Annotated in this window: 20 protein-coding genes; 19 read left to right on the forward strand and 1 reads right to left on the reverse strand. The window is 62.6% G+C overall.

Annotated elements, in window-relative coordinates:
* Positions 1–58 precede the first annotated feature (58 nt).
* The 17 genes from M5B42_RS17140 to pelG all read left to right on the forward strand — a co-directional run bounded on the left by M5B42_RS17140 (position 59) and on the right by pelG (position 23,070).
* A complete protein-coding gene (locus tag M5B42_RS17140; RefSeq protein ID WP_248746558.1) occupies positions 59–1,669 on the forward strand; it encodes a ShlB/FhaC/HecB family hemolysin secretion/activation protein in 1,611 nt (536 codons plus the stop codon).
* Positions 1,670–1,691: 22 nt separating this feature from the next.
* On the forward strand, positions 1,692–3,530 hold the full coding sequence (locus tag M5B42_RS17145) for a MotA/TolQ/ExbB proton channel family protein (protein WP_248746506.1): 1,839 nt from the start codon (positions 1,692–1,694) through the stop codon (positions 3,528–3,530).
* A gap of 11 nt (positions 3,531–3,541) precedes the next feature.
* Positions 3,542–3,967: a biopolymer transporter ExbD gene (locus M5B42_RS17150; RefSeq protein ID WP_103495630.1), complete on the forward strand. Its 426-nt coding sequence runs from the start codon at positions 3,542–3,544 to the stop codon at positions 3,965–3,967.
* Between the two features lie 2 nt (positions 3,968–3,969).
* Positions 3,970–4,674 carry an energy transducer TonB gene (locus tag M5B42_RS17155; RefSeq protein WP_152738895.1) on the forward strand — a complete coding sequence of 235 codons (705 nt, stop codon included), beginning with the start codon at positions 3,970–3,972 and terminating at the stop codon, positions 4,672–4,674.
* A gap of 40 nt (positions 4,675–4,714) precedes the next feature.
* Positions 4,715–6,412, forward strand: coding sequence for a putative porin (locus M5B42_RS17160; RefSeq protein WP_152738897.1), 1,698 nt, complete (start codon positions 4,715–4,717; stop codon positions 6,410–6,412).
* Between the two features lie 16 nt (positions 6,413–6,428).
* A complete protein-coding gene (locus M5B42_RS17165; protein WP_248746507.1) occupies positions 6,429–7,076 on the forward strand; it encodes a DNA repair protein in 648 nt (215 codons plus the stop codon).
* Between the two features lie 20 nt (positions 7,077–7,096).
* On the forward strand, positions 7,097–7,585 hold the full coding sequence (locus M5B42_RS17170; protein ID WP_248746508.1) for a YbjN domain-containing protein: 489 nt from the start codon (positions 7,097–7,099) through the stop codon (positions 7,583–7,585).
* Positions 7,582–8,535: a peptidylprolyl isomerase gene (locus M5B42_RS17175; protein ID WP_248746509.1), complete on the forward strand. Its 954-nt coding sequence runs from the start codon at positions 7,582–7,584 to the stop codon at positions 8,533–8,535. Before M5B42_RS17170 ends, M5B42_RS17175 begins: the two co-directional genes overlap by 4 nt.
* 57 nt (positions 8,536–8,592) lie before the next feature.
* Complete coding sequence (locus M5B42_RS17180; RefSeq protein WP_103494075.1) at positions 8,593–9,570, forward strand: LysR family transcriptional regulator; 978 nt, start codon at positions 8,593–8,595, stop codon at positions 9,568–9,570.
* Positions 9,571–9,901: 331 nt separating this feature from the next.
* Entirely contained in the window at positions 9,902–10,834 is a 933-nt protein-coding gene (locus tag M5B42_RS17185) for an NAD-dependent epimerase/dehydratase family protein (RefSeq protein WP_248746510.1), read from the forward strand.
* A 79-nt stretch (positions 10,835–10,913) separates the two neighbouring features.
* Positions 10,914–13,724 carry a bifunctional glycoside hydrolase 114/ polysaccharide deacetylase family protein gene (locus tag M5B42_RS17190; protein ID WP_248746511.1) on the forward strand — a complete coding sequence of 937 codons (2,811 nt, stop codon included), beginning with the start codon at positions 10,914–10,916 and terminating at the stop codon, positions 13,722–13,724.
* Entirely contained in the window at positions 13,702–17,292 is a 3,591-nt protein-coding gene (locus M5B42_RS17195; RefSeq protein ID WP_248746512.1) for a tetratricopeptide repeat protein, read from the forward strand. The genes M5B42_RS17190 and M5B42_RS17195 overlap by 23 nt, the downstream gene beginning before the upstream one ends.
* Positions 17,293–17,320: 28 nt before the next feature.
* Positions 17,321–17,842 (forward strand): penicillin-binding protein activator LpoB, encoded by a 522-nt coding sequence (locus M5B42_RS17200; protein WP_177098967.1) that lies wholly within the window; start codon positions 17,321–17,323, stop codon positions 17,840–17,842.
* Between the two features lie 5 nt (positions 17,843–17,847).
* Positions 17,848–19,218, forward strand: coding sequence for a PelD GGDEF domain-containing protein (locus M5B42_RS17205; RefSeq protein WP_248746513.1), 1,371 nt, complete (start codon positions 17,848–17,850; stop codon positions 19,216–19,218).
* A complete protein-coding gene (locus tag M5B42_RS17210; RefSeq protein WP_152738925.1) occupies positions 19,196–20,185 on the forward strand; it encodes a HEAT repeat domain-containing protein in 990 nt (329 codons plus the stop codon). Before M5B42_RS17205 ends, M5B42_RS17210 begins: the two co-directional genes overlap by 23 nt.
* Positions 20,182–21,699, forward strand: a complete 1,518-nt coding sequence (gene pelF, locus M5B42_RS17215) for a GT4 family glycosyltransferase PelF (RefSeq protein WP_103494082.1) — start codon at positions 20,182–20,184, stop codon at positions 21,697–21,699. Before M5B42_RS17210 ends, pelF begins: the two co-directional genes overlap by 4 nt.
* The gene (gene pelG / locus M5B42_RS17220; protein WP_248746514.1) at positions 21,700–23,070 is read left to right on the forward strand and encodes an exopolysaccharide Pel transporter PelG; all 1,371 of its coding nucleotides are present in this window, start codon (positions 21,700–21,702) and stop codon (positions 23,068–23,070) included. It begins immediately after the preceding gene.
* Between the two features lie 85 nt (positions 23,071–23,155).
* On the opposite strand, the gene M5B42_RS17225 is transcribed toward pelG, so the two are convergent.
* Positions 23,156–23,377 carry a hypothetical protein gene (locus tag M5B42_RS17225; RefSeq protein WP_248746515.1) on the reverse strand — a complete coding sequence of 74 codons (222 nt, stop codon included), beginning with the start codon at positions 23,375–23,377 and terminating at the stop codon, positions 23,156–23,158.
* Between the two features lie 1,058 nt (positions 23,378–24,435).
* On the opposite strand from M5B42_RS17225, the gene M5B42_RS17230 reads away from it, so the two are divergent.
* Both M5B42_RS17230 and M5B42_RS17235 read left to right on the forward strand, forming a co-directional pair.
* Complete coding sequence (locus tag M5B42_RS17230) at positions 24,436–24,954, forward strand: GNAT family N-acetyltransferase (RefSeq protein ID WP_248746516.1); 519 nt, start codon at positions 24,436–24,438, stop codon at positions 24,952–24,954.
* A gap of 109 nt (positions 24,955–25,063) precedes the next feature.
* The gene (locus M5B42_RS17235; protein ID WP_248746517.1) at positions 25,064–25,558 is read left to right on the forward strand and encodes a hypothetical protein; all 495 of its coding nucleotides are present in this window, start codon (positions 25,064–25,066) and stop codon (positions 25,556–25,558) included.
* The last annotated feature ends 83 nt before the right edge of the window (positions 25,559–25,641 follow it).

A 25,641-nucleotide genomic window follows, 5' to 3' on the forward strand; every position in this document is an offset into this window, starting at 1 on the left:
GACCCGGGCCCATGCGGCCTCGACTGCGTTCGTGGCCATTTTGAATCAAGGGGGCGGTGTGGAGCATTTGTTCTTCAAGAGGGCACGACCGGGACTGGCCGGGCACTGGCTGCCGGTGTGTGGCGGCCTGGTCCTGGCGGTGCTGGGGCGTCCGCTGCTGGCCGATGAGGCGCCGGCCAAGTTGGTCGACGTCAACGAATATATCGTGCGTGGCAACACCGTGCTGCAAGCGCGGGATATCGAGGAAGCGGTGTACCCGTTCCTCGGTCCGCAAAAGGCCCTGAGCGATATCGAGGGCGCCCGCGAGGCCTTGCAGAAAAGCTACCAGGCCAAGGGTTATCAGTCGGTGTACGTCGAGTTGCCGGAGCAGAAGGTCGAGGGCGGCATTGTCTACCTGCAGATCAGCGAAACCAAGGTCGGCCGGGTCCGGGTGGTCGGTGCCCAGCACTATTCGCCGGTGGAGATCCGTGACGATGTCCCGGCCCTGAAGGAAGGCGACGTCCCCAACTTTGCCCATGTCCAGAGTGAACTGGCGGCGCTGAACAAGAGCCCCGGTCGCCAGGTCATGCCGCTGGTCCGCGAAGGTCAGCGCCCGGGGACCATGGACGTCGACCTGCAAGTGGACGACAAGAACCCCTGGCACGGCAGTGTCGGCCTGAACAACGACCACAGCGCCGACACCAAGGACCTGCGCGCCGTGACCTCGATCGGCTACGACAACCTCTGGCAATTGGGCCACAGCATTTCCCTGACCTATTTCACCGCCCCCGAGGACCAGAGCAACGCCAAGGTCTGGTCCGGTTCCTACAGCGCGCCGCTGAACGACCGCTGGGCCGTGCAGTTTGCCGGTTATCAGTCCGACAGCAACGTCGCCACCATCGGCGGCAGCAACGTGCTGGGCAAGGGCCATTCCTATGGCGTCTCGGGCATCTACACCGTACCGGGCGGCGGCATCTGGTCCAACTCGTTGTCGCTGGGCGTGGACTTCAAGGACTTCAAGGAACAGCTCAAGCTCGGCGGCAGCAGCGACACCGTGCCGCTCAAGTACGCGCCGTTGACCTTCGGCTACAACGGCTACCGCTACACCGAGAAATCCCAGCTGGGCCTGGGCCTGAGCCTGGTGGTCGGCACCCGGGCCTTCTTCGGCTACGGCAGCAACGACCAGGACTTCGATAACAAGCGTTATCGCGCCAGCCCCAGTTTCGCCCTGCTCAAGGGTGACCTGAGTTACACCCAGGACATTTTCGGCGAATGGCAGAGCGCGTCCAAGACCTCGTTCCAACTGGCCTCCGGGCCGCTGATTTCCAACGAGCAGATGTCCGCCGGCGGCGCCACCTCGGTGCGCGGCTACCTCGCCGCGGAAGTCACCGGCGATCAAGGCTTTCTGTTTTCCCAGGAGCTGCGCACGCCGTCCCTGGCCAAGTACCTGGGCAGCTATGTCCAGGAGTGGCGCTTGTATGCCTTCGCCGAGGGTGCCCAGTTGTACCTGCGCGAGCCGCTGCCTGAGCAGAAAGCCGATTACAGCCTGGCCAGTGTCGGTCTCGGCACTCGGGCCAGCCTGAGCAAATGGCTGTCCGGCAGCCTCGACTGGGGCTACCCGCTGGTCAACGGACCGAACACGCAGAAGCAGGACTCGCGTTTGCATTTCAGCCTGCAAGCGACTTTCTGAACCTAATTACGGAGCAATTTTCATGCAGCGCCTGATGATATCCCTGTTGATCTGCCTGGGCCTCGCGCTCCCGGCGACCGCCAATGCCTGGTGGCAGGACGACTGGCACTACCGCAAGCAGATTACCGTCGACACCACGGCACAAGGCGCGGCGATCAACGACGCTCCCGGCCGTAGCAGCCTGCTGGTGCGCCTGCACACCGGCAACTTCACCTTCGACGGGGTCAAGGAGGACGGCTCGGACCTGCGCTTTGTCGCGGCGGACGACAAGACCCAGCTCAACTACCAGATCGAAAGCTTCGACCCGCTGATGGGCATGGCGCTGATCTGGGTCGATGTGCCCAAGGTCGAAGGGGGCCAACGCCAGGACCTGTGGATGTACTACGGCAACGCGAAGGCACCGGCGGTCAGCAACGGCCAACTGGCGTTCGATCCCAACTACACCGCGGTCTATCACTTTGACGGCGCAGCAGGCACGCCGCCGAAGGATGCCACTGCTTTCGCCAACAACGCGCAAAACGCCACCGGCAGCCGTATCGACGGCGTGATCGGCGGTGCCTTGCAGTTGGGCGGCCAGGCCTTGTCGCTGCCGGCCAGCCCGTCGCTGCAATACAGCGCCGGCGGTGCCCTGACCCTGAGCGCCTGGGTGCGCCTGGACCAGGCCACGGGCGAGCAGTCGGTGATCACCCGCCGTGAAGGCGCTCATGCCTTTGTGCTCGGTGTCAGCCAGGGCACGCCATTCGTGGAGGTCAATGGCCAGCGCGGGGTTTCGACCCAGGCGCTGAACCCGGGGCAATGGCAGCACCTGGCCGTCACCGTCCAGGGCAGCAAGGTGACGCTGTTCGTCAACGGTCGCGAGACCGCGAGCCTGGCCCAGGAAGTCCCTGCGTTCAACTCGCCGATCGCCGTGGGTGCCGAGTTGCCGATAGTCGCAGCCGATCCGGCGGCTCCGGTCGCCGCGCTCTACCAACCCTTCCAGGGCGCCATCGACGAACTGCGCCTGTCCAAGGTCGTGCGTCCGGCCGCCGCGCTGCTGGCCGATGCCATGTCCCAGGGGGCCGAATCGAAGCTGGTGGCCTATGGTGCCGATGAAGAGCAATCGGGCTTCGGCTTCGGCAGCCTGGGCTTCCTGCTCAAGGCAGTGCCGGCGGACGCCTGGGTGATCATCGCGGTCCTGGTGCTGATGATGTTCCAGTCGTGGTTCATCATGATCCGCAAGAACAGCGCCCTGGGCCGGGTCAGCCGGGCCAACGATATCTTCCGCGAACAATTCGCCCAGATCGGTACCCGCCTGGAAATGTTTGCCGACGACCAGGACCTGGCCCGCCGCCTGGAGCATTCCTCGCTGTGGCGCCTGTACCTGGTGGCGGTCAAGGAGATCCGTACTCGCCGTGCCCAGGGCGCCGATACCTCGACGGTCTCGGCGGCGACCATCGAGGCGATCCGCTGCTCCATGGACGGCGTGCGCACCCGGGAAAACCAGCAACTGAGCTCGAAGCTGTCGACCCTGTCCAATGCCATCGCCGGCGGCCCTTATATCGGCCTGCTCGGCACCGTGCTGGGGATCATGGTGGTGTTCCTCGGCACGGCCATGGCCGGTGACGTGAATATCAACGCCATCGCCCCCGGCATGGCGGCGGCCTTGCTGGCCACGGCCATGGGCCTGTTTGTCGCGATCCCGGCGCTGTTCGGCTACAACCGCCTGATCACCCGCAACAAGGAAGTCAGCGCCGACATGCGGGTGTTCGTCGACGAGTTCATCACCCGCCTGGCCGAGATGCACGGCGAGAGCCAGTCCCACGAAAACGCCCAGCGCCGTGGTGTGCATGCCGATCCACACACCACGTCGATTCCGGCCTGAGGGGAACAGCCATGGCTAGCGTAAATGCCTCCCACGACGATGACGATGATGCCCCGGTGGACAGCATCAATATCACGCCCCTGGTGGATGTGCTGATGGTGGTACTGGTGATGTTCATCCTCACCGCCACCGCCCAGGTCTCGGGTATCCAGATCCACCTGCCCAAGGCCAGCGCCTCGGTGTCGCTGTCCCAGGCCAAGACCAAGGCCATCTCGGTCAACGACGGTGGCCAGGTGTTTCTCGACGCCTATCCGGTGACGCTGCCGGAGCTGGAGGAGCGCCTGCGCATCGAGAAGGCCCAGAGTCCGGACTTTCCGATCATCGTGCGCGGCGACGCCACGGTGCAGTACCAGAAAGTCATCGAAGTGCTTGACCTGCTGCGGCGCCTGGAGTTGTCCCAGGTCGGGCTGGTCACCGGCAAACCGACCCAGGGCTGACCATGACCGCGAAATTACCGATCAGCCCCGACCCCGTGAAGAAGTCGCCGTTGCGCCCGTTGAAATGGGGCGCGGGGCTGCTGCTGGGGGCCGTTGCGGCCTGGTTCCTGTGGCAGTGGGCCCACGACATGAGTGGTGTGCGCCGGGAGGCACCGAAGGTGCCGATGCTGATTCCGTTGCCGCCACCTCCGCCACCGCCACCCGAGCCGGAAAAACCCAAGGAGCCGGAAACCCCGGTGGAAGAAAAGATCCCCGAACCGACCCCGGAACCGGAACAGGTCAAGCCCCAGGACGAAGCGCCGCCGTCACCGGTCAACGACCTGGAAAACCCGATGCAGATCGACGGCGACGCCCAGTCTGGCGGTGACGCTTTCAACATCGGAGCGGGCAAGGGCGGCGGCATGGCCGGAGCCGGAGGAGGGCGCCTGGGCAACGGCACCTACAGCCAGTTCTTGGCGTATTCCTTCCAGCGTTTGCTCAAGGAAGACCCGCAACTGCGCAACCTGGCTTTTGCGCTGCAGACCGATATCTGGCTGAGCGCGGCCGGAGAGATCACCCGGGCCGAGCTGGTCAAGTCCAGTGGCGATCCGAAGCTCGATGCCCAGGTACTGGCCGCCCTGCGCGCCGCGCCGCGTTTGAGCGAACGGCCGCCGGCGTCGATCACCCTGCCGGTGCGTATTGCCTTGCAAGGCCGGCGTCCCGGCTAGTTCACCCCATTCGCAGTCTTGTCATAGGAGTTGTGTGCAAATGATTTCCAATGTGAATCGATTGAGCCTGGCGGTCGGCCTGGTCATCGCGACCCTGGTCGGCCAGGCGGCAGCGGCAACGCCCGCGGCGCCGTCGGAAAACGCCACGATCAACCTGATCCGCCTGCTGGTGCAGCAGGGCGTGCTCAAGCAGGAACAGGCCGACGGGCTGATCGCCCAGGCCGAGAAAGAAGCCCTGCAGGCGCGCCAGGCCAGCGCCGTTGCCGCCAGCGGGCCGCCCGCGACGCCAGGCGAGGTTCGCGTGCAATACGTCCCGGCCATTGTCCGCGATCAGATCCGCGACCAGGTCAAGGCCGAAGTCATGGCCACCGCCAAGCAGGAAAACTGGGCGCAGCCCAATACTTTCCCGGATTGGGTCTCGCGCATCAGCTTCGACGGCGACCTGCGCCTGCGCGACGAGTCGCGTTATTACTCCAGCGGCAACAGCAACCAGATCGTCGACTTTGCCAAGCTCAATGCCAGCGGCCCCTACGACGTCAACCCGAAAACCAGCACCAGCCTGCCGCCGTTGCTCAACACCCGCGAAGACCGCGGCGACTCCCTGCGCATCCGCGCCCGGCTGGGCATGAAGGCGGTTGTCGCCCCGGACTGGACCGCTGGCATCCGCATCGGCACCGGTACCGACAACAACCCGGTCTCGACCACCCAGGTGCTCGGTGGTGGTTTCGCCAAGAAGGACCTCTGGCTCGACCAGGGCTACCTGACCTGGAAGTACTCCGACCGCTTGAGCCTGACCGGCGGGCGGATCGCCAACCCGTTCTTCTCCACCGACATCTTGTATTCCCCCGACCTGAACTTCGACGGCGTGGCGGCGATCTTCAACCAGAAGCTCAACGCCGACTGGGGCGTGTTCGGCACCGTTGGCGCGTTCCCCATCGAGTACAGCTCCGACACCGCCAGCAGCAACGGCTACGACAAGCAAAAAAGCGCCGACAAGTGGCTCTACGGTCTGCAAGCCGGGGCGACCTGGCAGTTCAGCGAGCACAACAAGCTCAAGGGGGCGTTGGCCTACTATCGTTTCGACGACATCGAAGGCCAGCGCTCCGACACCTGTAGACCTTGGGCCGGGGACCCGGGTTGCAGCTCCGACGGCACCCGCGCCGCGTTCATGCAGAAGGGCAACACGGTGTTCCTGCTGCGGGACATCGCCATCAACCCTTTGACCCCGACCACCACGGCACAACCGCAATTCGTCGGCCTGGCCTCGAAGTTCAATCTGCTGGACCTGAACCTGGTGCTCGACAGCGACCTGCCGGAAGACTTCAAGCTGCGCAGCCAGGCCGACTACGTGCACAACCTGGGCTACGACGAAGGCGAAATGAACCGACGGGCCGCGGGCCAGATCGTCAACAACCTGGACAACGACGGCAAAATCCAGAGCGGCGCCAACGCCATGATGGTCCAGTTCACCCTCGGCAACGCCCTGGACCTCAAGCGCCAGGGCGACTGGAACGTCTTCGGCGGCTACAAGTACATCCAGCCGGATGCCTTGCCCGACGGTTTCAACGACAACTCGTTCCACCTCGGCGGGACCAACGCCAAGGGCTTCTTCCTCGGGGCCAACTACGGCCTGGACAAGAACGTGATCGCCACCGCGCGCTGGCTCAACTCGGAGGCGGTGTATGGCGCGCCGTTCGATATCGATGTCATGCAGCTTGAAATCAACACGCGCTTCTAAGCGCGAGGGAGACCCCATGAACATGCGAGCCCAGGTGCGTTGGTCGACGTTGTTGCTGCTGGTCGGCGTGGCGCTGGCCAATGGCGCGTCCGCCGAAGGCATGGAAGAGCGCCTGCGCACCCAGTTGCGTAGCACCACCCAGCAATTGCAAGCGTTGCAGAGCGAACAGGCCCAGGCCGGCGCGGCACGGATCGCCGCCGAAAACCAGACCAAGGCGGCCCAGGCGCAGATCAAGCAGCTCGAAGCAGAGCTGGCCAAGGCCAAGGGGTTGAGCGAGCAGTTGGCCGGCCAGCAACAGAACCTGCAAAACCAGGCCCAGGCGTTTGCCGCCGCCAGCAACGAACAGTTGGGCAAGTTCAAGAAAGCCTATGACGACCTGCTGGTGCTGGCCAAGGCCAAGGAAGCCGAGCGCGCGCGCTTGCAGGTGCAGTTGACCGAGCGTGACACACAAGTGCAGCAATGTTCGGTCAAGAATCAACAGATGTACGGGGTCGCCAAGGAGATCCTCGCCGCCTACGAAAAAATCGATGTGGCCGAGGTGATGAAGATTCGCCAGCCGTTTGCCGGCGGGGCCCGGGTCAAGTTCGAGGAAATGGCGCAGACCTTCGGCGACAACCTCTACAAGAACCAGTTCGATGCGACCCACGCATCCGTCAATCAATAACCTGCAAGGAAGAACAATTTATGAGCGAACAATTGATCGAGCACGTGACCCCGGACAGCCTGACCGAACTGCTGCAAGGCGCCGGCTACCGGGTCAATCGCACCGAGCAGAACGGTATCGTGCAACTGCTCAGCGCCAGCCAGGGCATCGGTTACGCCGTGCGCTTCGGTAATCCAGCGGCCGGCGAGGGGGGTTATGTCGACTTCACCTACAGCTGTGCCCTGCGGGTGCAAGGTGAGCTGCCGGCCGGCCTGGCCGAGTTGTGGAATGCTTCGCGGCGTTTTGCCCGCATGTCGGTACAGGGCGAGTTCCTGGTGATGGAAATGGATGTGGTGGTGGCCGCCGGTGTCAGCGCCAACTACCTGCGCGGCAACCTGGAACTCTGGGATCGCCTGCTGCAGGAGTTCATTGTCTACCTGCGTGACTACAGCCAGCGGGCGGCGCAGTTGCAGGCCCAACCGCAAGCCGGTGTCGAGCCTGTGGCCCATGAGGAGGAGGCGACCCTGTGAAAAAACGCAACCTGTTGGCCGGCGCCGGTGCGCTGGCCGTGCTGGTCGGTGCGCTGGCCCTGGTCATGCGCCCGGGCAGCGATCCGGTGGCGGCGGTGCAGCCGGCACCCGCCACGCTGCAACCGACGTCGAACGCCCCGGCCGTGGCCCGCCTGGGTAACCAGCAAGTCGATGCCCAGGAACTGAAAGCCGTGTTTGCGGCCCTGCCGGCCGATTCCCGTGAGCAACTGCGTGGCAATCGTGCAGCCCTGGAAAGCTGGCTGCGGACGCGCCTGGCGGAAAAGGCGCTGATCGAACAGGCCGATGCCCAGGGCTGGCCGCAGCGCCCGGATATCGAGCAGCAGACCCGCGCCGCCGCCGAGCAGATCGTCTTTCGCAGCTACCTGGCGTCGGTCAGCCAGGTGCCGGCGGACTACCCCAGCGCCGAGGAACTGCAACAGGCCTATGACAGCGGCAAATCGGCCTGGCAGACGCCGCCGTTGTACCGGGTCAGCCAGATTTTCCTCGCCGTGCCGGATCAGCAGTCGCTGGAAAGCGTGCGTAAACAGGCGGTGGAACTGAGTCGTCGGGCCCAGGCCGCGCCGGGCGAATTCGCCGCGCTGGCGGGCCAGTATTCCCAGGATCGCGACAGCGCCAAGCGCGGTGGCGATGCCGGTCTGCAACCGCTGCAGCAACTGCTGCCGGAGGTGCGTGGCGCCGTGTCGCGGCTCAAGACCGGTGCGGTGGCGGATCCGGTGCAAAGTCCGGCGGGCTTCCATATCGTCAAGCTCAACGAAATGCAGCCGGCGCGCACCGCGACCCTGGACGAACTGCGTGACCGTCTGCGCGAAGCCTTGCGCAGCCAGCGTCAGGAACAGATTGCCAAGGCTTACTTGGCAGGCATGCTCAACACCGCGACCTTGAGTATCGACGGTACGGCCTTGAACCAGGTGCTGGAAGAAAAGCCCTGACAAGAAATTGCCATTGGATGGTTGGGCGTCCCCGGATGCCGACAGGGAGTCAGTATTATGTCGTTGAATGAAGACGCCCCGCGAGTGGGCGTCATGGACTACCACAGCCCGAGCGAGCCGCACGAGCCCTGGCTGGCCTTGGCCAGGCTGATGGAACCGCAGACGGCCCAGGTCTTTCTGGCCAGTGCCCGCTGCGGCTGCTTTATGCAGGCGGCGCGCAGCTTGAATATCAAGTCGACCCAACTGCGCAAGCAGCTGGCGTTGCTGGAAGAACGCGCCAATCGACCACTGCTCGTGTATGAGGGCAGTAGCCTGATCCTCAGCCGCGACGGCCAGCAGTTGCAGGCGCAACTGATCGCTTTGGCCCATGAACGACGCCTGCCGATCATGGAACAGCCGTTGGTACGCCTGGCGATTGCCGAATCGATCCTGCACGACATCCTCGGTCGCGACCTGATCGCGCTGTTGCGTCGCAATGCCAGCATCCGCCTGGAAATCATTCCGGTGGACAGCGTGATGTCCTTGCAGGCCTTGAGCGCCGACGTGGTGGTCTGGCTGTGCGGTCCGGACTCGCCGGTCTCGGGGCCGAGCTTCGCCATCAGCCCGCCGCAGCCCCTGGTACGGCTGGATTACCTGCCGCATATCGCCAAGCGTTATTCGCGGGTGGCGGCGCGCCCGGATGTGATTGCCGATCTTGAAGACTACATGTTGGTGCAATGGCAGCACGACCGGCAGATCGACGATTTCCAACCGTGGAACCATCTGGTGGAGCAGCGCCTGGCGGGCGTGGTGCAGGTGCATTCCTATGAGCTGATGCTGGAAATGATCCGGTGCAGCGCCTGCATCGGTTTGTTGCCTTGTTATATCACCCGTTTCGATCGTGGGCTGGTGGCACTGCCGGGGTTGTTCGAGGAACCCATGCAGCGTCGGGCCTGGCTGGCGACTCGCCGTGAGGCCGAGGGCAGGGAAGAGGTGCAGTTGATCGTCGATCTGGTGCTGGGCACGTTCAGGGAGCGGCGGGAGTGGTTTGAGTAGCGGTGATGCCAGCTCGTGGGTTTGAGGTTTGCAGTTGACAGCCAAAATATTGGCTTTTTTTGAGGGTTGGTTAAAAAATATAAAAAACATAGACATATTCTTGACGATGTCAGCTTGATATCCCACTATGGCGTGCCTGAGTAATTGACTTTACTCATGTTTTTTTGACGCCATCGTTCTGAAGACTCTCCATGAAAAGGCGACACAGCCCTTAAAAGAGAGCGGGCGGCGCAGGAAAGATCAGCCATCAAGGCGAATAGCCGCGGCTCCCTTCCAGCAGTGCCAGCATCAGACGATGAAGATTGCGCCACATTTTCTCTTGGGATGATTTATGTCTGCCGAACGGATACTGGTTACAGGGGGCGCCGGCTTCATTGGCTCTCATCTTGTGGATGCGTTATTGGCCAAAGGCCATGCCGTTCGGGTCCTGGACGATCTGTCCAGCGGTAAGGTGAGTAACCTGCCGATGAACAATGCCTCCCTGAAGCTGGTGATCGGTGATGTCGCCGATGCCGCCGTCCTGGCTGAAGCCATGCAGGGTTGCAGTGCGGTGGTGCACCTGGCCGCCGTGGCCTCGGTCCAGGCCTCGGTCGAAGATCCGGTACGCACCCACCAGAGCAATTTCATTGGCACCCTGCGGGTTTGCGAGGCGATGCTCGCCGCCGGTATCCGGCGTGTGGTGTTTGCCTCCAGCGCGGCGGTGTATGGCAATAACGGGGAGGGCACCGCGATTGCTGAAGACACGCCCAAATCCCCCCTGACACCCTATGCGGCGGACAAACTCGCCAGCGAGCACTACCTGGATTTCTATCGCCGCCAGCATGGACTGGAGCCGGTGATCCTGCGCTTCTTCAATATTTTCGGGCCGCGCCAGGACCCGTCATCGCCGTACTCCGGAGTCATCAGCATTTTCAGCGAGCGGGCGAAAGCCGCACGGCCGATCACGGTGTTCGGCGACGGTGGGCAAACCCGCGATTTTGTCTATGTCGAAGACCTGGTTAAGATCCTCGTCCAGGGTCTCGAATGTGCGCAGCCTCCCGTCGATGCCACCAATGTCGGGCTCGGTGGCGTGACTACGCTCAATGACCTGATTGCCGCCCTGGAACAGATCAGCGGCAAGTCCCTGAACCTGAGTCATGCCCCGGCCCGCTCCGGAGACATCCGGCACTCCAAGGCGGACAACCGCCGTTTGTGCGAACGCTTTGAGCTAGGGGCGTCGACCGCCATGGCCGACGGTTTGGCACGCCTCTATCGCAGTCTTTAGTTGCATCGCCTTGCAGGCGCCCGATTGCGTGGCGCCGGTAGTCTGATGTTGCGCGGATTGATCTACTAAAGAGTGAGTTATGAAAATCGAGTTTTCCAGGGCGCGCGTCTGTAAAATGGTGCGGCGTCTGTTCGCCGCGTTGGCATTGTGTGTAACGAATTCAGCGTTACAGGCCGCTCCGGCGGCTCCCGCCAGCGTCGGATTCTGGTACGCCGAGCAGCCGCCCTTGCAGGAGTTGGCACAGTTCGAATGGGCCGTGGTCGAACCCGGCCATATGACCGGTGCCGATGTTGCCACCTTGCGCAAACTCGGCAGCCAGCCATTCGCCTACCTGTCGGTGGGTGAGTTCGACGGCGACCGTGCCGCCCTGGACAAGGAAGCGCTGACACAGGGCGCCAGCAGCATCCGTAACAAGGCCTGGGACAGCCAGGTCATGGACATCGCCACGCCGGCCTGGCGGGAACATCTGTTCAAGCGCGCCAAAGCGTTGCAGGAGCAGGGCTATGCCGGCCTGTTCCTCGATACCCTCGACAGCTTTCAATTGCTCCCCGAAGCCAACCGCGAACCGCAGCGCAAGGCGCTGGTAGCGTTTCTGCGCGAGCTGCACCGTCGCCAGCTAGACCTCAAGCTGTTCTTCAATCGCGGCTTCGAGGTACTGGCTGAGCTCGATGACGTAGCCTCGGCCGTCGCCGTCGAATCGATCCATGCCGGTTGGGATGCCTCGGCCAAGCGTTATCGCCCGGTGTCCGAGTCCGACCGCAACTGGCTTGAAGGTGAGCTCAAACCGCTGCGGGCGCGGAATATCCCGCTGGTGGCCATCGACTACCTGCCGTCCACGCGGCGTGAAGAAGCCCGCAAACTGGTCCGTCAGTTGAGCCAGGAAGGCTTTATCCCGGTGGTCACGACCCCGGACCTCAATGCCATCAGCATGAGCACCGTGGAGGTGCAGCCGCGGCGTATCGCCATGCTCTATGACCCGCGTGAAGGTGAACTCTATGATCACGCCGGCCACCGGATGCTCGGAGGCCTGTTGGAATACCTGGGTTATCGGGTGGATTACCTGCCGGTCGACGACAGCTTGCCGTCCTACAGCTTCGCCGGTTTGTACGCCGGGGTGGTGGTGTGGATGACCAGCGGCCCGCCGCAAGACAGTCGTGCCTTTTATAGCTGGATCGGCAAGCGCCTGGATGAACAGGTCCCCCTGGCGATCATGGCCGGCCTGCCGATCGAAGACCGCTCGCTGCTCAAGCGCCTGGGCCTGAACCTCGCCGCGCCGGGGGATCGCGATACCTTGCAGGTACTCAGCCAGGACAAGGCGCTGCTCGGTGCCTTTGAGGCGCCAGTGGTCCCACGCAGCCGCGAGTTGACCCGGGTGACGCTGCTGCCCGGCGGACCGCAACCGGGCTTGTTGCTGGGTGACGGCAAGGGCGGCAAGTTCGCCCCCGTGGTCACCGGCGACTGGGGCGGCATGGCCCTGGCACCCTATGTCGTGGAAGCCAACGTCGAACGGACCCGCTGGATTCTCGATCCGTTCGCGTTCATCCAGAAAGCCTTGCGCCTGCCGGCCCAGCCACGCCCGGACAGCACTACCGAAAATGGCCGGCGGATCGCCACGGTGCATATCGATGGCGATGGTTTTCCGTCCCACGCCGAAGTGCGCGGCACGCCGTATTCCGGGCGCCAGGTGCTGGCCGACTACATTCGTCCCAATCCGTTCCTGACCTCGGTGTCGATCATTGAAGGCGAGGTCGGGCCCAAGGGCATGTCGCCTTTCCTGGCCCGGGAGCTGGAACCGATCGCTCAGGAGATCTTTGCCGATCCCAAGGTCGAAGTGGCGACCCACACCTACAGCCATCCGTTCTATATGCAGCCGGACAAGGCCAGGCAGGACGAAGATTTCCATGCCGAATACGGCTTGCGGCTGAATATCCCGGGCTACAAGACCCTCGACTACCAGCGCGAGATCGTTGGCTCGCGGGACTACATCAATAGCCGTCTGACCACCGCGAAAAAGCCGGTGAAGATGATCTTCTGGCCGGGTGATGCGTTGCCAAGCGCGGAAACCATCAAGCTGGCCTATGACGCCGGGCTGAAGAACGTCAACGGTGGCCAGACCATCCTGACCAAGGCCAATCCGTCGCTGACCGGCCTGTATCCCTTGTTGCGTCCCACCGCGGGCGGCTTGCAGTACTACGCGCCGGTGATCAACGAGAATATGTACACCAACCTGTGGAAGGGGCCGTACTACGGTTTTCGCGATGTGATCGATACCTTCGAGTTGACCGACAGCCCACGACGCCTGCGCGGCATTCATCTGTATTACCACTTCTATTCGGGGACCAAGCAGGCATCGATCAAGGCCATGACCGACATCTACCAGTTCATGCGCGGCCAGCAACCGATGTCGTTATGGATGAGCGATTACCTGGATCGGCTTCACGGTCTGTACCAGGCCAGCCTGGCCCGCACCGGCGAGGGGGACTGGCAGGTGCGCGGGATGGATGGCTTGCGCACCCTGCGCCTGGATCCGGCACTCGGCTGGCCGGACCTCGGCCGCTCCCAGGGCGTGGCCGGTGTCCGTGATCTGCCCCAGGGCCGCTATGTGGCGCTGAGTAGCGACCGCGCGCTGCTGGCCCTGCGCCCTGAGCGTGATCCGCGCCCGGCGCTGGAGCTGGCGAATATTCCCTTGCTTGACTGGCGGTATGTGAATGACCGGCAGGTGACCTTCGCCTTCGCCGGCGAATTCAACCTGGAGTTTTCGGTACGCTCGGCCGGCGCCTGCCGGGTCGAGGTTGACGGGCAACATTACGCGGGCCGGTCCGAACAAGGCCTGTGGCATTTCCAACTTCCGCTGAAGCAGGTGAGCGATGCCCAACTCCTCTGCAACTAAGGCTAAAAGCACGCGGCTGCTCAATCCCTGGGCGCTGCTGCTGGTGGCGATCGCCGTCGGCGTGCTGCTGTGGGCGACCTTTCATAATGAAGAAGCCTTTCGTCCCAAGGGTGGCGCGCCGGACGAGGTTTCGGCCAGCTACGCCGAGGTGCTGCTGGCGGCGCACCCGCAGAACAGCGAGCTGCGAACCCAGTTGCTCGACCTGCTGATCCAGCTGGGTGAATACCCACGCGCCGAAAAGCATCTGGCTGATTGGCCGCAAGCCGATTCGACCCTGCAAACCTATTATCGGCTGCAACTCGATGCCCTGGCATTGAACAACAGCAGCGATAGCCCGGCATTGCAGGCGCTGGCCGAACGTTTCAAGGCCTTCGACTACAAGTCGTTGCCAACGCCCCAACTCGAACACCTGGCGCCGTTGGCCCTGAGCGCCCAGGCACCGGGCCTGGCCGCGGATAGCTATGCCGAACTGGCGCGCCGCGATCCGCGACAGCATGACCAATGGCTGACCGAAGCGGCGAAATGGTACCTGGCCAGTGAACAGCCCGGACGGGCGGCGGATCTCTATATCGAGCTGCTTGCAAGTAGCCAGAAACCCGAAGAGCGGCGCCAGTTCCTCCAGGCCGCCTTCGAGGGCCTGGTAGCCGCTGATCGAGGCGATCAGGCGGCCGAGCTGCTGGCCAGGGAGTTGCTCGCGCAACCGGATGGCCAATTCGATCCGGCGCTGCTTGACCTGGGCGTCGATGTGGCGGTGGCGCATAACCGTACCGACCTGGCTGAGCAGTTTTTTAGCGAATGGCGCAAATTGCAGCCCGACAGCCCGCAAGTGCTGGCCAAGGAGTTCAAGCAGCGCCTGGCCTTCGGCGATCTGCCGGGGGCGCACGCGGCGGGCTTGCAACTGCTCGAACAGCGCCCGGACGATCCGGCGTTGCTGGAGCAGATGGCCCATATCGCCGAATGGCAGGACGACTCGGCAGCCGCGCTGGGCTACTGGATCGCCCTGAGCAAACTGCGCGACAACCCTGCTGAATTCGAGCACACCTGGCGCCTGGCGATGCAGACCTACGACTTCGATCGGGGTATTCCGGTGCTGGCGGGGATCATGGACACGCGAGCACTGACCAATGTCGAGCTGGATGCCCTGGTGTACGCCGAAGAGTCACGTGGCACTCCCGAGCAGGCTGAAGCCTGGTTGCGTCGTTATGTCGCCAAGTATCCGAAACATCGCCTGGCCTGGGTCCGGCTGTTGCAGAACCTGGAAAACACCGAGCAATACACGGCGCGCCTGGACGTCTGGCAGAGCTTCGCCAAAGGTTTCCCGCTGAGCAGTACCGAGCGCGTGGACTGGGCCAACAACCACCTCAAGCTGTTTGACAGCCCGTCGGCCTGGAAGGTGATCACGGCGGTCGATGGCAACAAGATCAATGATCTCGACTATTGGCAATCCCGCGCGGCGCTGGCCTGGGACCTGGAGCTGGACGACGAGCTGCGGCTCGCGCTGGAGAAAATGCTCGCCATCAAGGGCTCGCTCAATACCGGCGACGAGAGTGAGCTGATTGCTCTCTATCGAACCCGGGATCCACGCAAGGCCTTGCAGTTGACCGTCGACAGCTGGAAGCAGGGCCACGCCCCGCAACGGCTGGTGGCCGCCTTGCAACTGGCCCAGGAACTTCAGGACTGGCCGCTGGTGATCGATCTGCTCAAGGATGCCGAGCAGTACCCGGAGGCTTCCGAGCGGTCCCAGGTGCTGGCGGCCCGTGGTGCGCTGGCCGTGCAGCAAGGGCAGAGCGAGGAGGCCTTGCGCCTGTATCGCCTGGGATTGAGCCGTTTCCCGGATGACAATACCTTCCGTGAGCGCCTGCTGTGGCTGTACGTCGACCTGGGCCGTAGCAGCGAGATCAAGCCGTTGCTGCAGCAATGGCGTGCCCTGGCCCGTAGCGACAGCAGCTTGTGGCTGCCGTTTGCCGCCGCCAGCCAGTTGGTCGGGCGCAACACCGAGGCCCTGGCCTGGTATCGCCTCTACCTGCAAGCCAACGCCGGGGACTGGATGGTCCAGGCGGCCTATGCCGATGCGCTGGAAGGCGCCGGTTACGCCGAGTCGGCCCAGCGCTTGCGGCTCAAGCTCGACCGCGAGGTGACGCCGGAGCAGATTCGCGCCACCCCGCAGGGCTACAGCACCTGGTTACGCCTGCTGGCCAGCAGCTATTCGTCGCGCAAGGCGCTGAACCAGGCAATGCAATGGCGGGATGGCTCCAAACCGATGCTGCAACTGTGGTTCGACCAGTTGTTGGCACGCCTGGATAACCTCAATCAGTCGGCGCAGAAAGACGACTGGCTGGCCTGGGCCCGTAGCCGTGGCCTGAAGATCAATGGCTACGAGCAGATCCAGGAAGCCCTGCGCGGCAGCAATCGGGCCGCATTGGAACACCTGGTGAGCAGCGGCGAGCTGGATCCGGCGCAGCAGGTCGAGGCGCTCAATAGCCTGGGACGCGGCGCTGAAGCCCTGGCCGTGGACCTGTCGGCACTGGGTGACGATCAGCCGCCGGCGATCCGTGAGCAATTGCGCCGCCAGGCCATTGAAATGACCGAGCGCACCCCGCAGGGCGTGCTGCTCGCCTGGGAACATCAGGACTACGGTGGACTGGTATTCAACGGTCCACGGCTGACCAGCGCGCGTTATCTGAACGACAACTGGTACGCCAAGCTGGTGCTGGAGCAGGGTCGATACAGTGGCGAGACCCTGGAGCCGTCGCGGTTGGGCAGCGAGACCAATACCGAGCTGACCTTGCAGCGGCAACTGGAGGGTGGCAATTACAAGCTGATCTTCGACAGCAGCCTGCGCCAGGACGATGACCGCAATGGGCTCGGTGTCAGCCGGACCTGGCAGGTGGACAGCGGCAACGAGCTGGATGCCGGTGCCGACTGGCACCGCAAGAACGAGGACAGCGGGTTGATGCGCGCGTTCGGCCGCCAGGATGATCTCTGGGCCGGCGGACGGCATCGCTACTCGGCTCGTGACCAGTTGTCCTGGAACCTGGCCCAGCGCTGGTTCGCGACCCGCGGCGGCGATGATCTGGGCAAGGGCCAGGCACTGAAGATCGAGTTTGACCACACCTTGCAGTTCGAAGGGCCGAACTGGGAGCTGCGCAGCGGTATCGACTACCAGCAGAACAGCTTGAACAACCGCTCACTGGCCAATCTGGCCAATACCCTGGGCGGGGGCATCGACCTGGCCGGGCTCGAACTTGACGATCCGAGTCAGATCACCAGCCAGACCTTGCTGCAGAAACAGTACGGCCAGTGGTTCTTCGGCAGTTCCTGGCGGCGCGGTTTCCCCGGCGCACTGAACCGCACGCGCGGGCAGTACACCTGGCTGGTGGATCTCAGCACGGGCTGGCAGTGGACCGATAACACCATCAACTACGCCGTCAGTACCGGTGTCGGTACCGAGGTATTGGGCAATGACGAATTGGCAGTGACCTTCGGCTACCAGTCGGCGCCGCAAGGCGGCACAGGCAAGTCTGGCGGTACTGCGGGCGTCAGTTACAGCGTGCGTTTTGGACGCTGATCATGGAATTCAAAGAGGAGTTAACCTTATGCAAACGATTCGTTGCGTGAGTCTGGCGATGGTCGCCGTGTTGATGGCCGGTTGCAGCAGCTTTACCGGCCAAAACAGTCCGGAACTGTCGAGCAAGGCCCGTTGGGGGGTGTTACCGCTGGTCAACTATTCCCAGACGCCACAAGCCGGTGAGCGCGGCGAGCAGATCCTGCTCAGCGTGTTGAGCAGCCGTGGCCTGCAACCGCAGGTCTATGCCGGCGCGCCAGGGCAGGGCGAACAGGCCCTGCTCGACGATAACGAGCGCCTCGCCGGGGCAATGGACTGGGCCCGTGAGCAGAAGCTCGACTATGTGGTGTCCGGCAGCGTCGAAGAGTGGCAGTACAAGAACGGCCTGGATGGCGAACCGGCGGTGGGTATCAGCCTGCGGGTGGTCGAAGCCGGCACCGGCAAGGTCCTCTGGAGCAATAGCGGTGCCCGCGCCGGCTGGTCCCGCGAAAGCCTGGCCGGCGCGGCCCAGAAGGTCCTCGACAAGCTTGTCGGCGGCCTGCGGATCGAGTGACTGCGATGAACTCTCCACACATGGACTACGCGCTGGCTCCGCGCGCCAGCGGTCCGGCGTCTTGGCTGGAAACCTTCCTGGTGACCGCGCTGGTCATCGGCTTCGGTCTCTGGCTGACCCCTGAAGACCCGTTGCAGGTACGCGGCGGGTTTCCCTGGTCGCTATTGGCGCCGCTGTTGCTGGGGGTCCGTTACGGCTTTGTCCGTGGCCTGATCAGTGCCAGCCTGCTGGTGGCGACGTTCTTCGTCCTGCGCCAGTCGGGACTGCAAGGCTACGCGCAGATCGCGCCGTCCTACATTGTCGGCGTGCTGGTCTGCGGGATGCTGGTAGGTGAAGTGCGGGATCTGTGGGAACGGCGCCTGTTGCGCTTGCAGATGGCCAACGAGTATCGCCAGTACCGGCTCGACGATTTCACCCGGGCGCACCAGATACTGCGGGTCTCCCACGATCGCCTGGAGCAGCGCCTGGCGGGCAGCGACCAGAGCCTGCGCAGCTCGTTGCTGGGCCTGCGTGAGCGCCTGCGTGCCGCGCCCAATGGCGAAGATTCGCTGTCGTTGCTGGCCGAACCGGTGCTGACCTTGCTCGGCCAGTACGGTTCGTTGCGGGTGGCCGGGCTGTACCGTCTGGACTCGCCGCGCGACGCCGCACCGAGCTTGACCCTGTTGGCCTCCACCGGGGTCATGGGGCCTCTGGACAACCAGGACCTGCTGGTCAAGTTGTGCCTGGAGCGCGAAGAACTGGTGAGCGTGCGCGAAGAGCTGATCGACGCTGGCGGCCAAGCCTCGGTGTCGTCGTTGCAGGCGTGCATTCCGCTGCTGGATACCGAGGGCCGGATGCTGGCAATCCTCGCGGTCCGGCAGATGCCGTTCTTTGCCTTCCAGGAACGGACCCTCAGTCTGCTGGCCTTGCTGGCCGGGCATATTGCCGATCTGCTGCACCACGACCCGCAGGTGCTGCAACTGGAGGATGCCGACGCCCAGCACTTCACCCACCAGCTCAAGCGTTCGTTGCTGGATGTCGAGCGGCACGGTTTGTCCGGCTGCCTCTATGCCTTCGAGCTGACCCGGAGCAACGATGAGCTGGCCCGGCTGTTCGAACGCAGCCAGCGTGGACTGGACCTGCACCTGACCCTGGCCAACAACCGCGGGCATGCGTTGTTGCTGGTACTGCTGCCGCTGACCAGCGCCGAGGGCGCCCAAGGTTATCTGATGCGTCTGGGCAAGCTGATCCACGAACACTTCGGCATGAGCGTGGAGCTGTCCGGCCTTGGGGTCAATGTCTTGCCTTACGATCTGGAGTCGGCCCGGCAACGGGACGGGCTGCGTAACTTCCTGCATAACGAGTGTGGCCTGAATGTTCAGCAAGTGGCTGTTTAGCGGGGCGCTGTTTTTCGAAGCCGGGAGCTGGGCCAGTCTGACGACCCGCCTGCCCGACCCGCAGATCGCGCTCCTGTACACCATGACCCATGGCATCGCCTGCGGCCTGTTGACCGCGGCGGTGTGGCTGTTGCTGCCGGCGCGTTACCGCGCGCCGTTGCCATGGAGCCCGTTGTTTATCTTCAGCCTGGCGTTTTTTGTGCCGCTGATCGGTGCCGTGGGAGTGGTCGCGGCGATCTTTCCGGCCCTGTACCTGCCACGCAAGCGCGAGATGCAGATGTGGCAGGCAGTGGGCATTCCCGACCTGCCGTTTCGGGCGCAGATCCAGCTGCATTCACCAACCTTCGGCGACAGTGGCCTGCAGGATGTGTTGCGCCATGCGTCGGACCCGGACCAGCGCCTGGCGGCACTGCTCGCCACTCGACGGATGCCGGGCAAGGAAGCGGTGCCGATTCTCAAGCTGGCCCTGGGCGATCCGAGCGACGATGTCCGTCTGCTGGCGTATTCGATGCTCGACAAGCAGGAAAGCGATATCAACCTGCGTATCCAGTCATCCCTCGCGCAGTTGCCCGGCGCGCCCGCACAGAAGGCCGGGGCCTTGCACGCCACGCTGGCTCGCTGGTACTGGGAGCTGGCCTACCTGGGCCTGGCCCAGGGCAGCGTCCAGCAGCACGTCCTCGGCCAAGCCGGCGAGCATGCCGAGCTGGCGCTGAAAGCGGGTGAGGGCGGTGAGTTGCTGCTGCTGGCCGGGCGTATTGCCCTGGAACGCGGCGATATCGGCAAGGCGCGCCTGCATATGCACCAGGCCGAGCAGGCGGGCATGGACCCGGCCAAAGTCCTGCCGTTCAGCGCTGAAATTGCCTTTGAAACGGGACGCTATAGCGAGATTCCCGGGCTGTTGAAAAGCCTGCCGCCGGAGCTGCAACAACGCCCGCCCTTTGCCGGGCTGGTAAGGACCTGGACATGAAAAAGCCCGCCAATCCAACGCCAATCGCCGATGTCTGCCTGCTGCTCGAAGGTACCTGGCCCTATGTACGCGGCGGTGTATCCGGCTGGATTCACCAACTGATCCTCGGGTTGCCGCAACTGACCTTTTCGGTGCTGTTCATCGGTGGCCAGCGTGAAGCCTATGGTCAGCGGCGCTATGAGATCCCGGCGAACGTGGTGCATATCGAAGAGGTGTACCTGGAGGAAGCCTGGCGTAATCCGAAGCGCAAGCGGGTCGCGCACAGCGCGTCCCTCGAAGAGCTGAGCAATCTCTACCGCTATCTGCACAACCCCGAGAAGCCGCCCGCCGAGCTGGGCTTTGGCGTGCTCGACGCCCTGGCCCAGGGGCGGATTACCCTGGACGATGTGCTCTATAGCCGCCCCAGCTGGGAGGCCCTGACCGAAGGTTATGAGCAGCATTGCGCCGATCCGTCCTTCGTCAATTATTTCTGGACCCTGCGCACCATGCAGTCGCCACTGCTGATGCTGGCCGATGCCGCCCGACGGATGCCGCGAGCACGGGTCCTGCACTCGATTTCCACCGGTTATGCGGGGCTTGTGGGCTGCATCCTCAAGCAGTTGTGGGGTTGCCAGTTGCTGTTGAGCGAGCATGGGATCTACACCAAGGAGCGCAAGATCGACCTGGCCCAGGCCAGTTGGATCGCCGAAAGCAACAACCAGGCGCTCAACGACAGCATGGCTACCGGCACCGGTTATATCCGCATGCTCTGGGTGCGCTTCTTCGAACGCATCGGCCATCTGGTGTACGAGAGCGCCGACCAGATCATTGCCTTGTACGATGGCAACCGCCAGCGGCAGATCAAGGACGGCGCGCCGCCGGCGCGTACCCAGGTGATCCCCAACGGCATCAACCTGGAGCTCTGGACCCAGGCCCTCAACGCCCGTGCCGCAGGGATCGCGCCGGTGGTCGGGCTGATCGGTCGGGTCGTGCCGATCAAGGATGTGAAGACCTTCCTGCGCGCCATGCGCGGGGTGGTCAGCGTGATGCCGCAGGTCGAGGGCTGGATTGTCGGGCCGGAAGAGGAAGACCCCGAATACGTCGCCGAGTGTCGCAGCCTGGTGGCCAGTCTGGGCCTGGAAAAACAGGTGCTGTTCCTCGGCTTCCAGAAAATCCAGGAGATCCTGCCGCAACTGGGCCTGATGGTCCTGACCTCGATCAGCGAGGCGCAGCCCCTGGTGATTCTCGAAGCCTGGGCCGCCGGCACGCCGGTGGTGAGCAGCGACGTCGGCTCCTGCCGCGAACTGATCGAGGGCGGCACCGCGGCCGACCGTGATCTCGGGCTGGCCGGGGAGGTGGTGGCAATCGCTGATCCACAGGCCACGTCCCTGGCGATCACCGATCTGCTGCGCAGCCCCGAGCGCTGGAAGTCGGCCCAGGCCGCGGGTTTGCTGCGGGTTCACCGTTACTACAGCGAGACCTTGATGATCGACCGTTATCGCACGCTTTATCACGCTGCCATGGGGACTGTGTAAATGGCCGGCATCGGTTTCGAACTGCGCAAGATTCTCTCGCGCGACTCCTACACGGCGACGCTGCACGCGTATGTCTACGCCGGCCTGATCAGTTCCGGCCCCTGGGTCCTGTCGATTCTCAGCGTGATGCTGGTGGGGGTCATCAGCCTTGGGCTGGTGGTCCCGGATGTGTTGATCCGCCAGTTCCTGATCACGGTGACCTACCTGATGGCCACGTCGCTGATCCTCACCGGCGGGTTGCAGCTGTTTTTCACCCGTTTCGTCTCCGACCGCCTGTTCGAGCGCAAGTACGAGCAGATCCTGCCGAACCTGGTCGGCGTGCTGCTGCTGGTGACCCTGGGCTCCGGGCTGCTGGGCATCATCCTGTTGGCCACGCTGTTCGACCAGCCGCTGGTCTACCGGTTGCTGACGCTGGCCAACTTCGTGGTGCTCTGCAACTTGTGGCTGGTGATCATCTTCCTCTCCGGGATGAAGGCCTATAACCGCATCCTGCTGGTGATGCTGGCGGGTTATGCGCTGATGGTCGGCAGCGCGTTCTTCCTGCGTTACCTGGGGATGGAAGGCTTGCTGCTGGCGTTGTTGCTCGGCCACAGCACACTGCTGTTCCTGTTTCTCTACGACATCCTGCGTGAGTACCGCGCCGAGAAACTGGTGGCCTTCGACTTCCTCGATCGGCGCCAGGTATTTGTCAGCCTGCTGCTCACCGGGCTCTGCTACAACTTGGGGATCTGGATCGACAAGTTGATCTTCTGGTTCAACCCGGACACCTCGAGCCAGGTGATCGGACCGATGCGCGCCTCGATTCTCTATGACTTGCCGATCTTCCTCGCCTACCTGGCGATCATTCCCGGGATGGCGGTGTTCCTGGTGCGGATCGAAACCGACTTCGCCGAATGGTACGACCGCCTGTTCCGCGCGGTGCGTGATGGCGAGACCTTGCGCCATATCGCTTCGTTGAAAGCCGAAATGACCTTCTCGATTCGCCAGGGCCTGCTGGAAATCTGCAAGGTCCAGGGGCTGACGGTGGTCCTGCTGTTCCTGTTCGGTCCGCGCCTGCTGGAGTGGCTGGGCATGTCCAGCTACTACTTGCCGCTGTTCTACATCGACCTGATCGGGGTGAGCATCCAGGTGGTGTTCATGGCGATTCTCAACGTGTTTTTCTACCTCGACAAACGGGCGATCGTGTTGGAACTGTGCCTGTTGTTCGTCGTGCTCAACGCCGCCTTGACCTTTCTCAGCCTCTACCTGGGGCCGAGTTTCTTCGGTTACGGGTTCACCTTTTCGCTGCTGGCGTGCGTGCTGCTGGGGTTGGCGCGCCTGTCGACCGCGCTGGATGACCTGGAGTACGAAACCTTTATGCTGTCGCGCTGAGGGGCAAGGCGGTCAGTGAGAGTTGTGCTATTCTCACTGACCTCTTCGGGGGAAAACCTGCTTGCACTTCAGCCTGATAATAGTTTTATGGCTTCCTAAACTGACCGTGCTTATCCGTCGGTTTTCTATTGCGCTCACGATGTACATTGATCGCGAATCCAAATTTCAATGCCCATTTCATAGCCTCTTCTTGGGTGTGGCATTCAAACAGGAGACTTTCTGTTTTTTCTTCTTCCACCGCATGATGCGGGTTTGGTGCCCAGCCCGATGGACTCTTGACCTTAACGACATCTACTTTTTTCGTCATTTCTGATACCCCTTTATATTTGTAAGGATGGTTGTAAACCTCTGAGGGTCGCCCACTACCCTACCAGATCGCTCTCGACCGGCACTAGCTTTCACGTTCTTCAGAACGTTTACTGTGAACGATGCCAGGCTAATAATCATGTAGATGCCGTCAGAGATGGACACGATTGGAGCTATAGCGGTATGACCGGTGAGCACCAAGCCTAGACCGAACATAAAAAATAGCAAACCGATCGAATAGATAGGTCATCGCGGTTTTGAGAAAACGAATGCCCATTTCCCCCTGTGAAAGCAAACAACTGATAGTTGATGTCCTCAACTAAGTCAATCAGTTGGGCATCGGCCAAGCCCGTCATTGTAGAAAATCGATAGCTCGGCAACCTTCGCTAGATCGCAAATTACCGCGAGGATTCTTGACGCGGATTCCGTGCGTAGAGGCTTCTCAATTACTAGGCGACCGAGCTGCCCTGCGGCTTCAGTAACAACTATCATGAAAAAATTGTTGGTTTGGTTGAGCAAGGCACTTAAAATAAGTTGTTACCTTACTTTCCGTAAATACGAGCTGAAAGGTTAGTATCGAGATGGCAACGCCAACCAAACTGATCGCAGTTTAGTCCTTTTCTGCAAAAGTCCAGCGTGGAGGGCTCACATCAACTGATTGCCATTGTCGTGAGGTGCTAAAACACGTCACGCCGCCCCTAGGTGTTCGGTCCCGGAATGAGATGGTGCGGATCAATTGTGAAACGGTCTGGATTTTGAGTCCAGGCCTCACGTGGAATACCCCTTGACACCAACGGGAAGAACGGAAGGCGATAGAGTTGAGTCATTGGCTGACGGTGTTCAGACCATCTTTCCCGGCATCTTGGATGTGCGGCATTCGTCCCCTTCACCCAACCCCGCCTATCCTGTTACTCGACTCTGATGGCGTTTTCCATTCAGAATCTTGAGTGAAGGTGGCCTTGGGGATGGCGAAAGTCTGACTGCCGGAGCAGGCTTTGCCAGCTTGCCGCGAATCACTCTACACTGGCTGGCCTTGTTATTTTTATGGATAAAAAAACGATGCCAGCCGACACCACCTCCATCGTCATCGAGCGTTTCCGCGAAGCCCATATCGACGGCATAACGGCTCTCTATAACGAACCCGCCGTTTGCCGCCAGGTACTGCAAATGCCGTTTCAGTCTGCCGAAGTCTGGCGTCAGCGGCTGCTCCAGCGCCAGGACAATGAACGCTTGCTCTCGTTGGTGGCGCTGCATCAGGGTGTGGTGATCGGCAGTTGCTCCCTGGAACAATACGCTCGTGTGCGCCGCAGCCACGCCGGCACCATCGGCATGGGCGTGGCAAGCGCCTGGCAGGGCAAGGGCGTCGGTTCGAAACTGCTGGCTGCCGTGCTGGATGTGGCCGATAACTGGATGAACCTGCACCGGGTCGAGTTGACGGTGTATGCCGATAACGTCGCCGCCCAGGGTCTGTATCGCAAGTTCGGTTTCGAGGATGAGGGCGTGATGCGTGATTATGCGATTCGCGACGGTGGTCTGGTGAATACCCTGAACATGGCGCGGTTTCGTCGGCCAGCCTGAACACTGATCTGGCGGCGTTCGACAGTGCCCGGTCGAGTTAATCGCACATCCCGCGGTGCGATCTGCCATGATCGGGCCTTCGATTCAGGTTCACCCACGGAGCGCTCCAATGAATGGTGTACAGCAACTGGGGGAAATGCTTCGGCACTACGCCGAGACTGAAACACACAAGAAGCAACTGTTTGAAAAGCAATCGGCACACTGGACGGCGCGTATCGTCGAGTTGTTCGATCGCATGGAACAGTGGCTGGCCCCGGTAAAGAGCCCGAACCTGCTGGAAACCCAGCGCGAAGCCTACGTGGCTTTCGGCCCCAACCTGGCGGTGGAAGTATCGCCCTTCAAGACCCAGAAGCTGACGATCCAGATCGCCGGCAGGGTGATGGAATTTGTCCCGGAAGTCATGGGCACTGGCGGCACGATTTCCATCGCGGTCATGGGCCATACGGCGGCCCGGCATGGTAGCGTTTCGCTGGTGGGTGTGCCGGGAACTGGCGATTGGCAGTGGCGCAAGACCAACGGCCTCAAGGAAGCGGACATCTATCCGTTCGATGCCGACTTCCTGGCCTTGCAGTTGCAGAGCCTGATTCCCCGCGAATATCACTGAAGCGTCCACTGTGGTCGCGCCCGGATTCCCACAAGAAAAAAAGCCCGAGAGGGTTTGCCGGGCCGCAAATCCTGTGACACTTT

The organism is Pseudomonas sp. MWU12-2037 (assembly GCF_023242345.1).
GTDB classification, from domain to species: domain Bacteria; phylum Pseudomonadota; class Gammaproteobacteria; order Pseudomonadales; family Pseudomonadaceae; genus Aquipseudomonas; species Aquipseudomonas gingeri_D.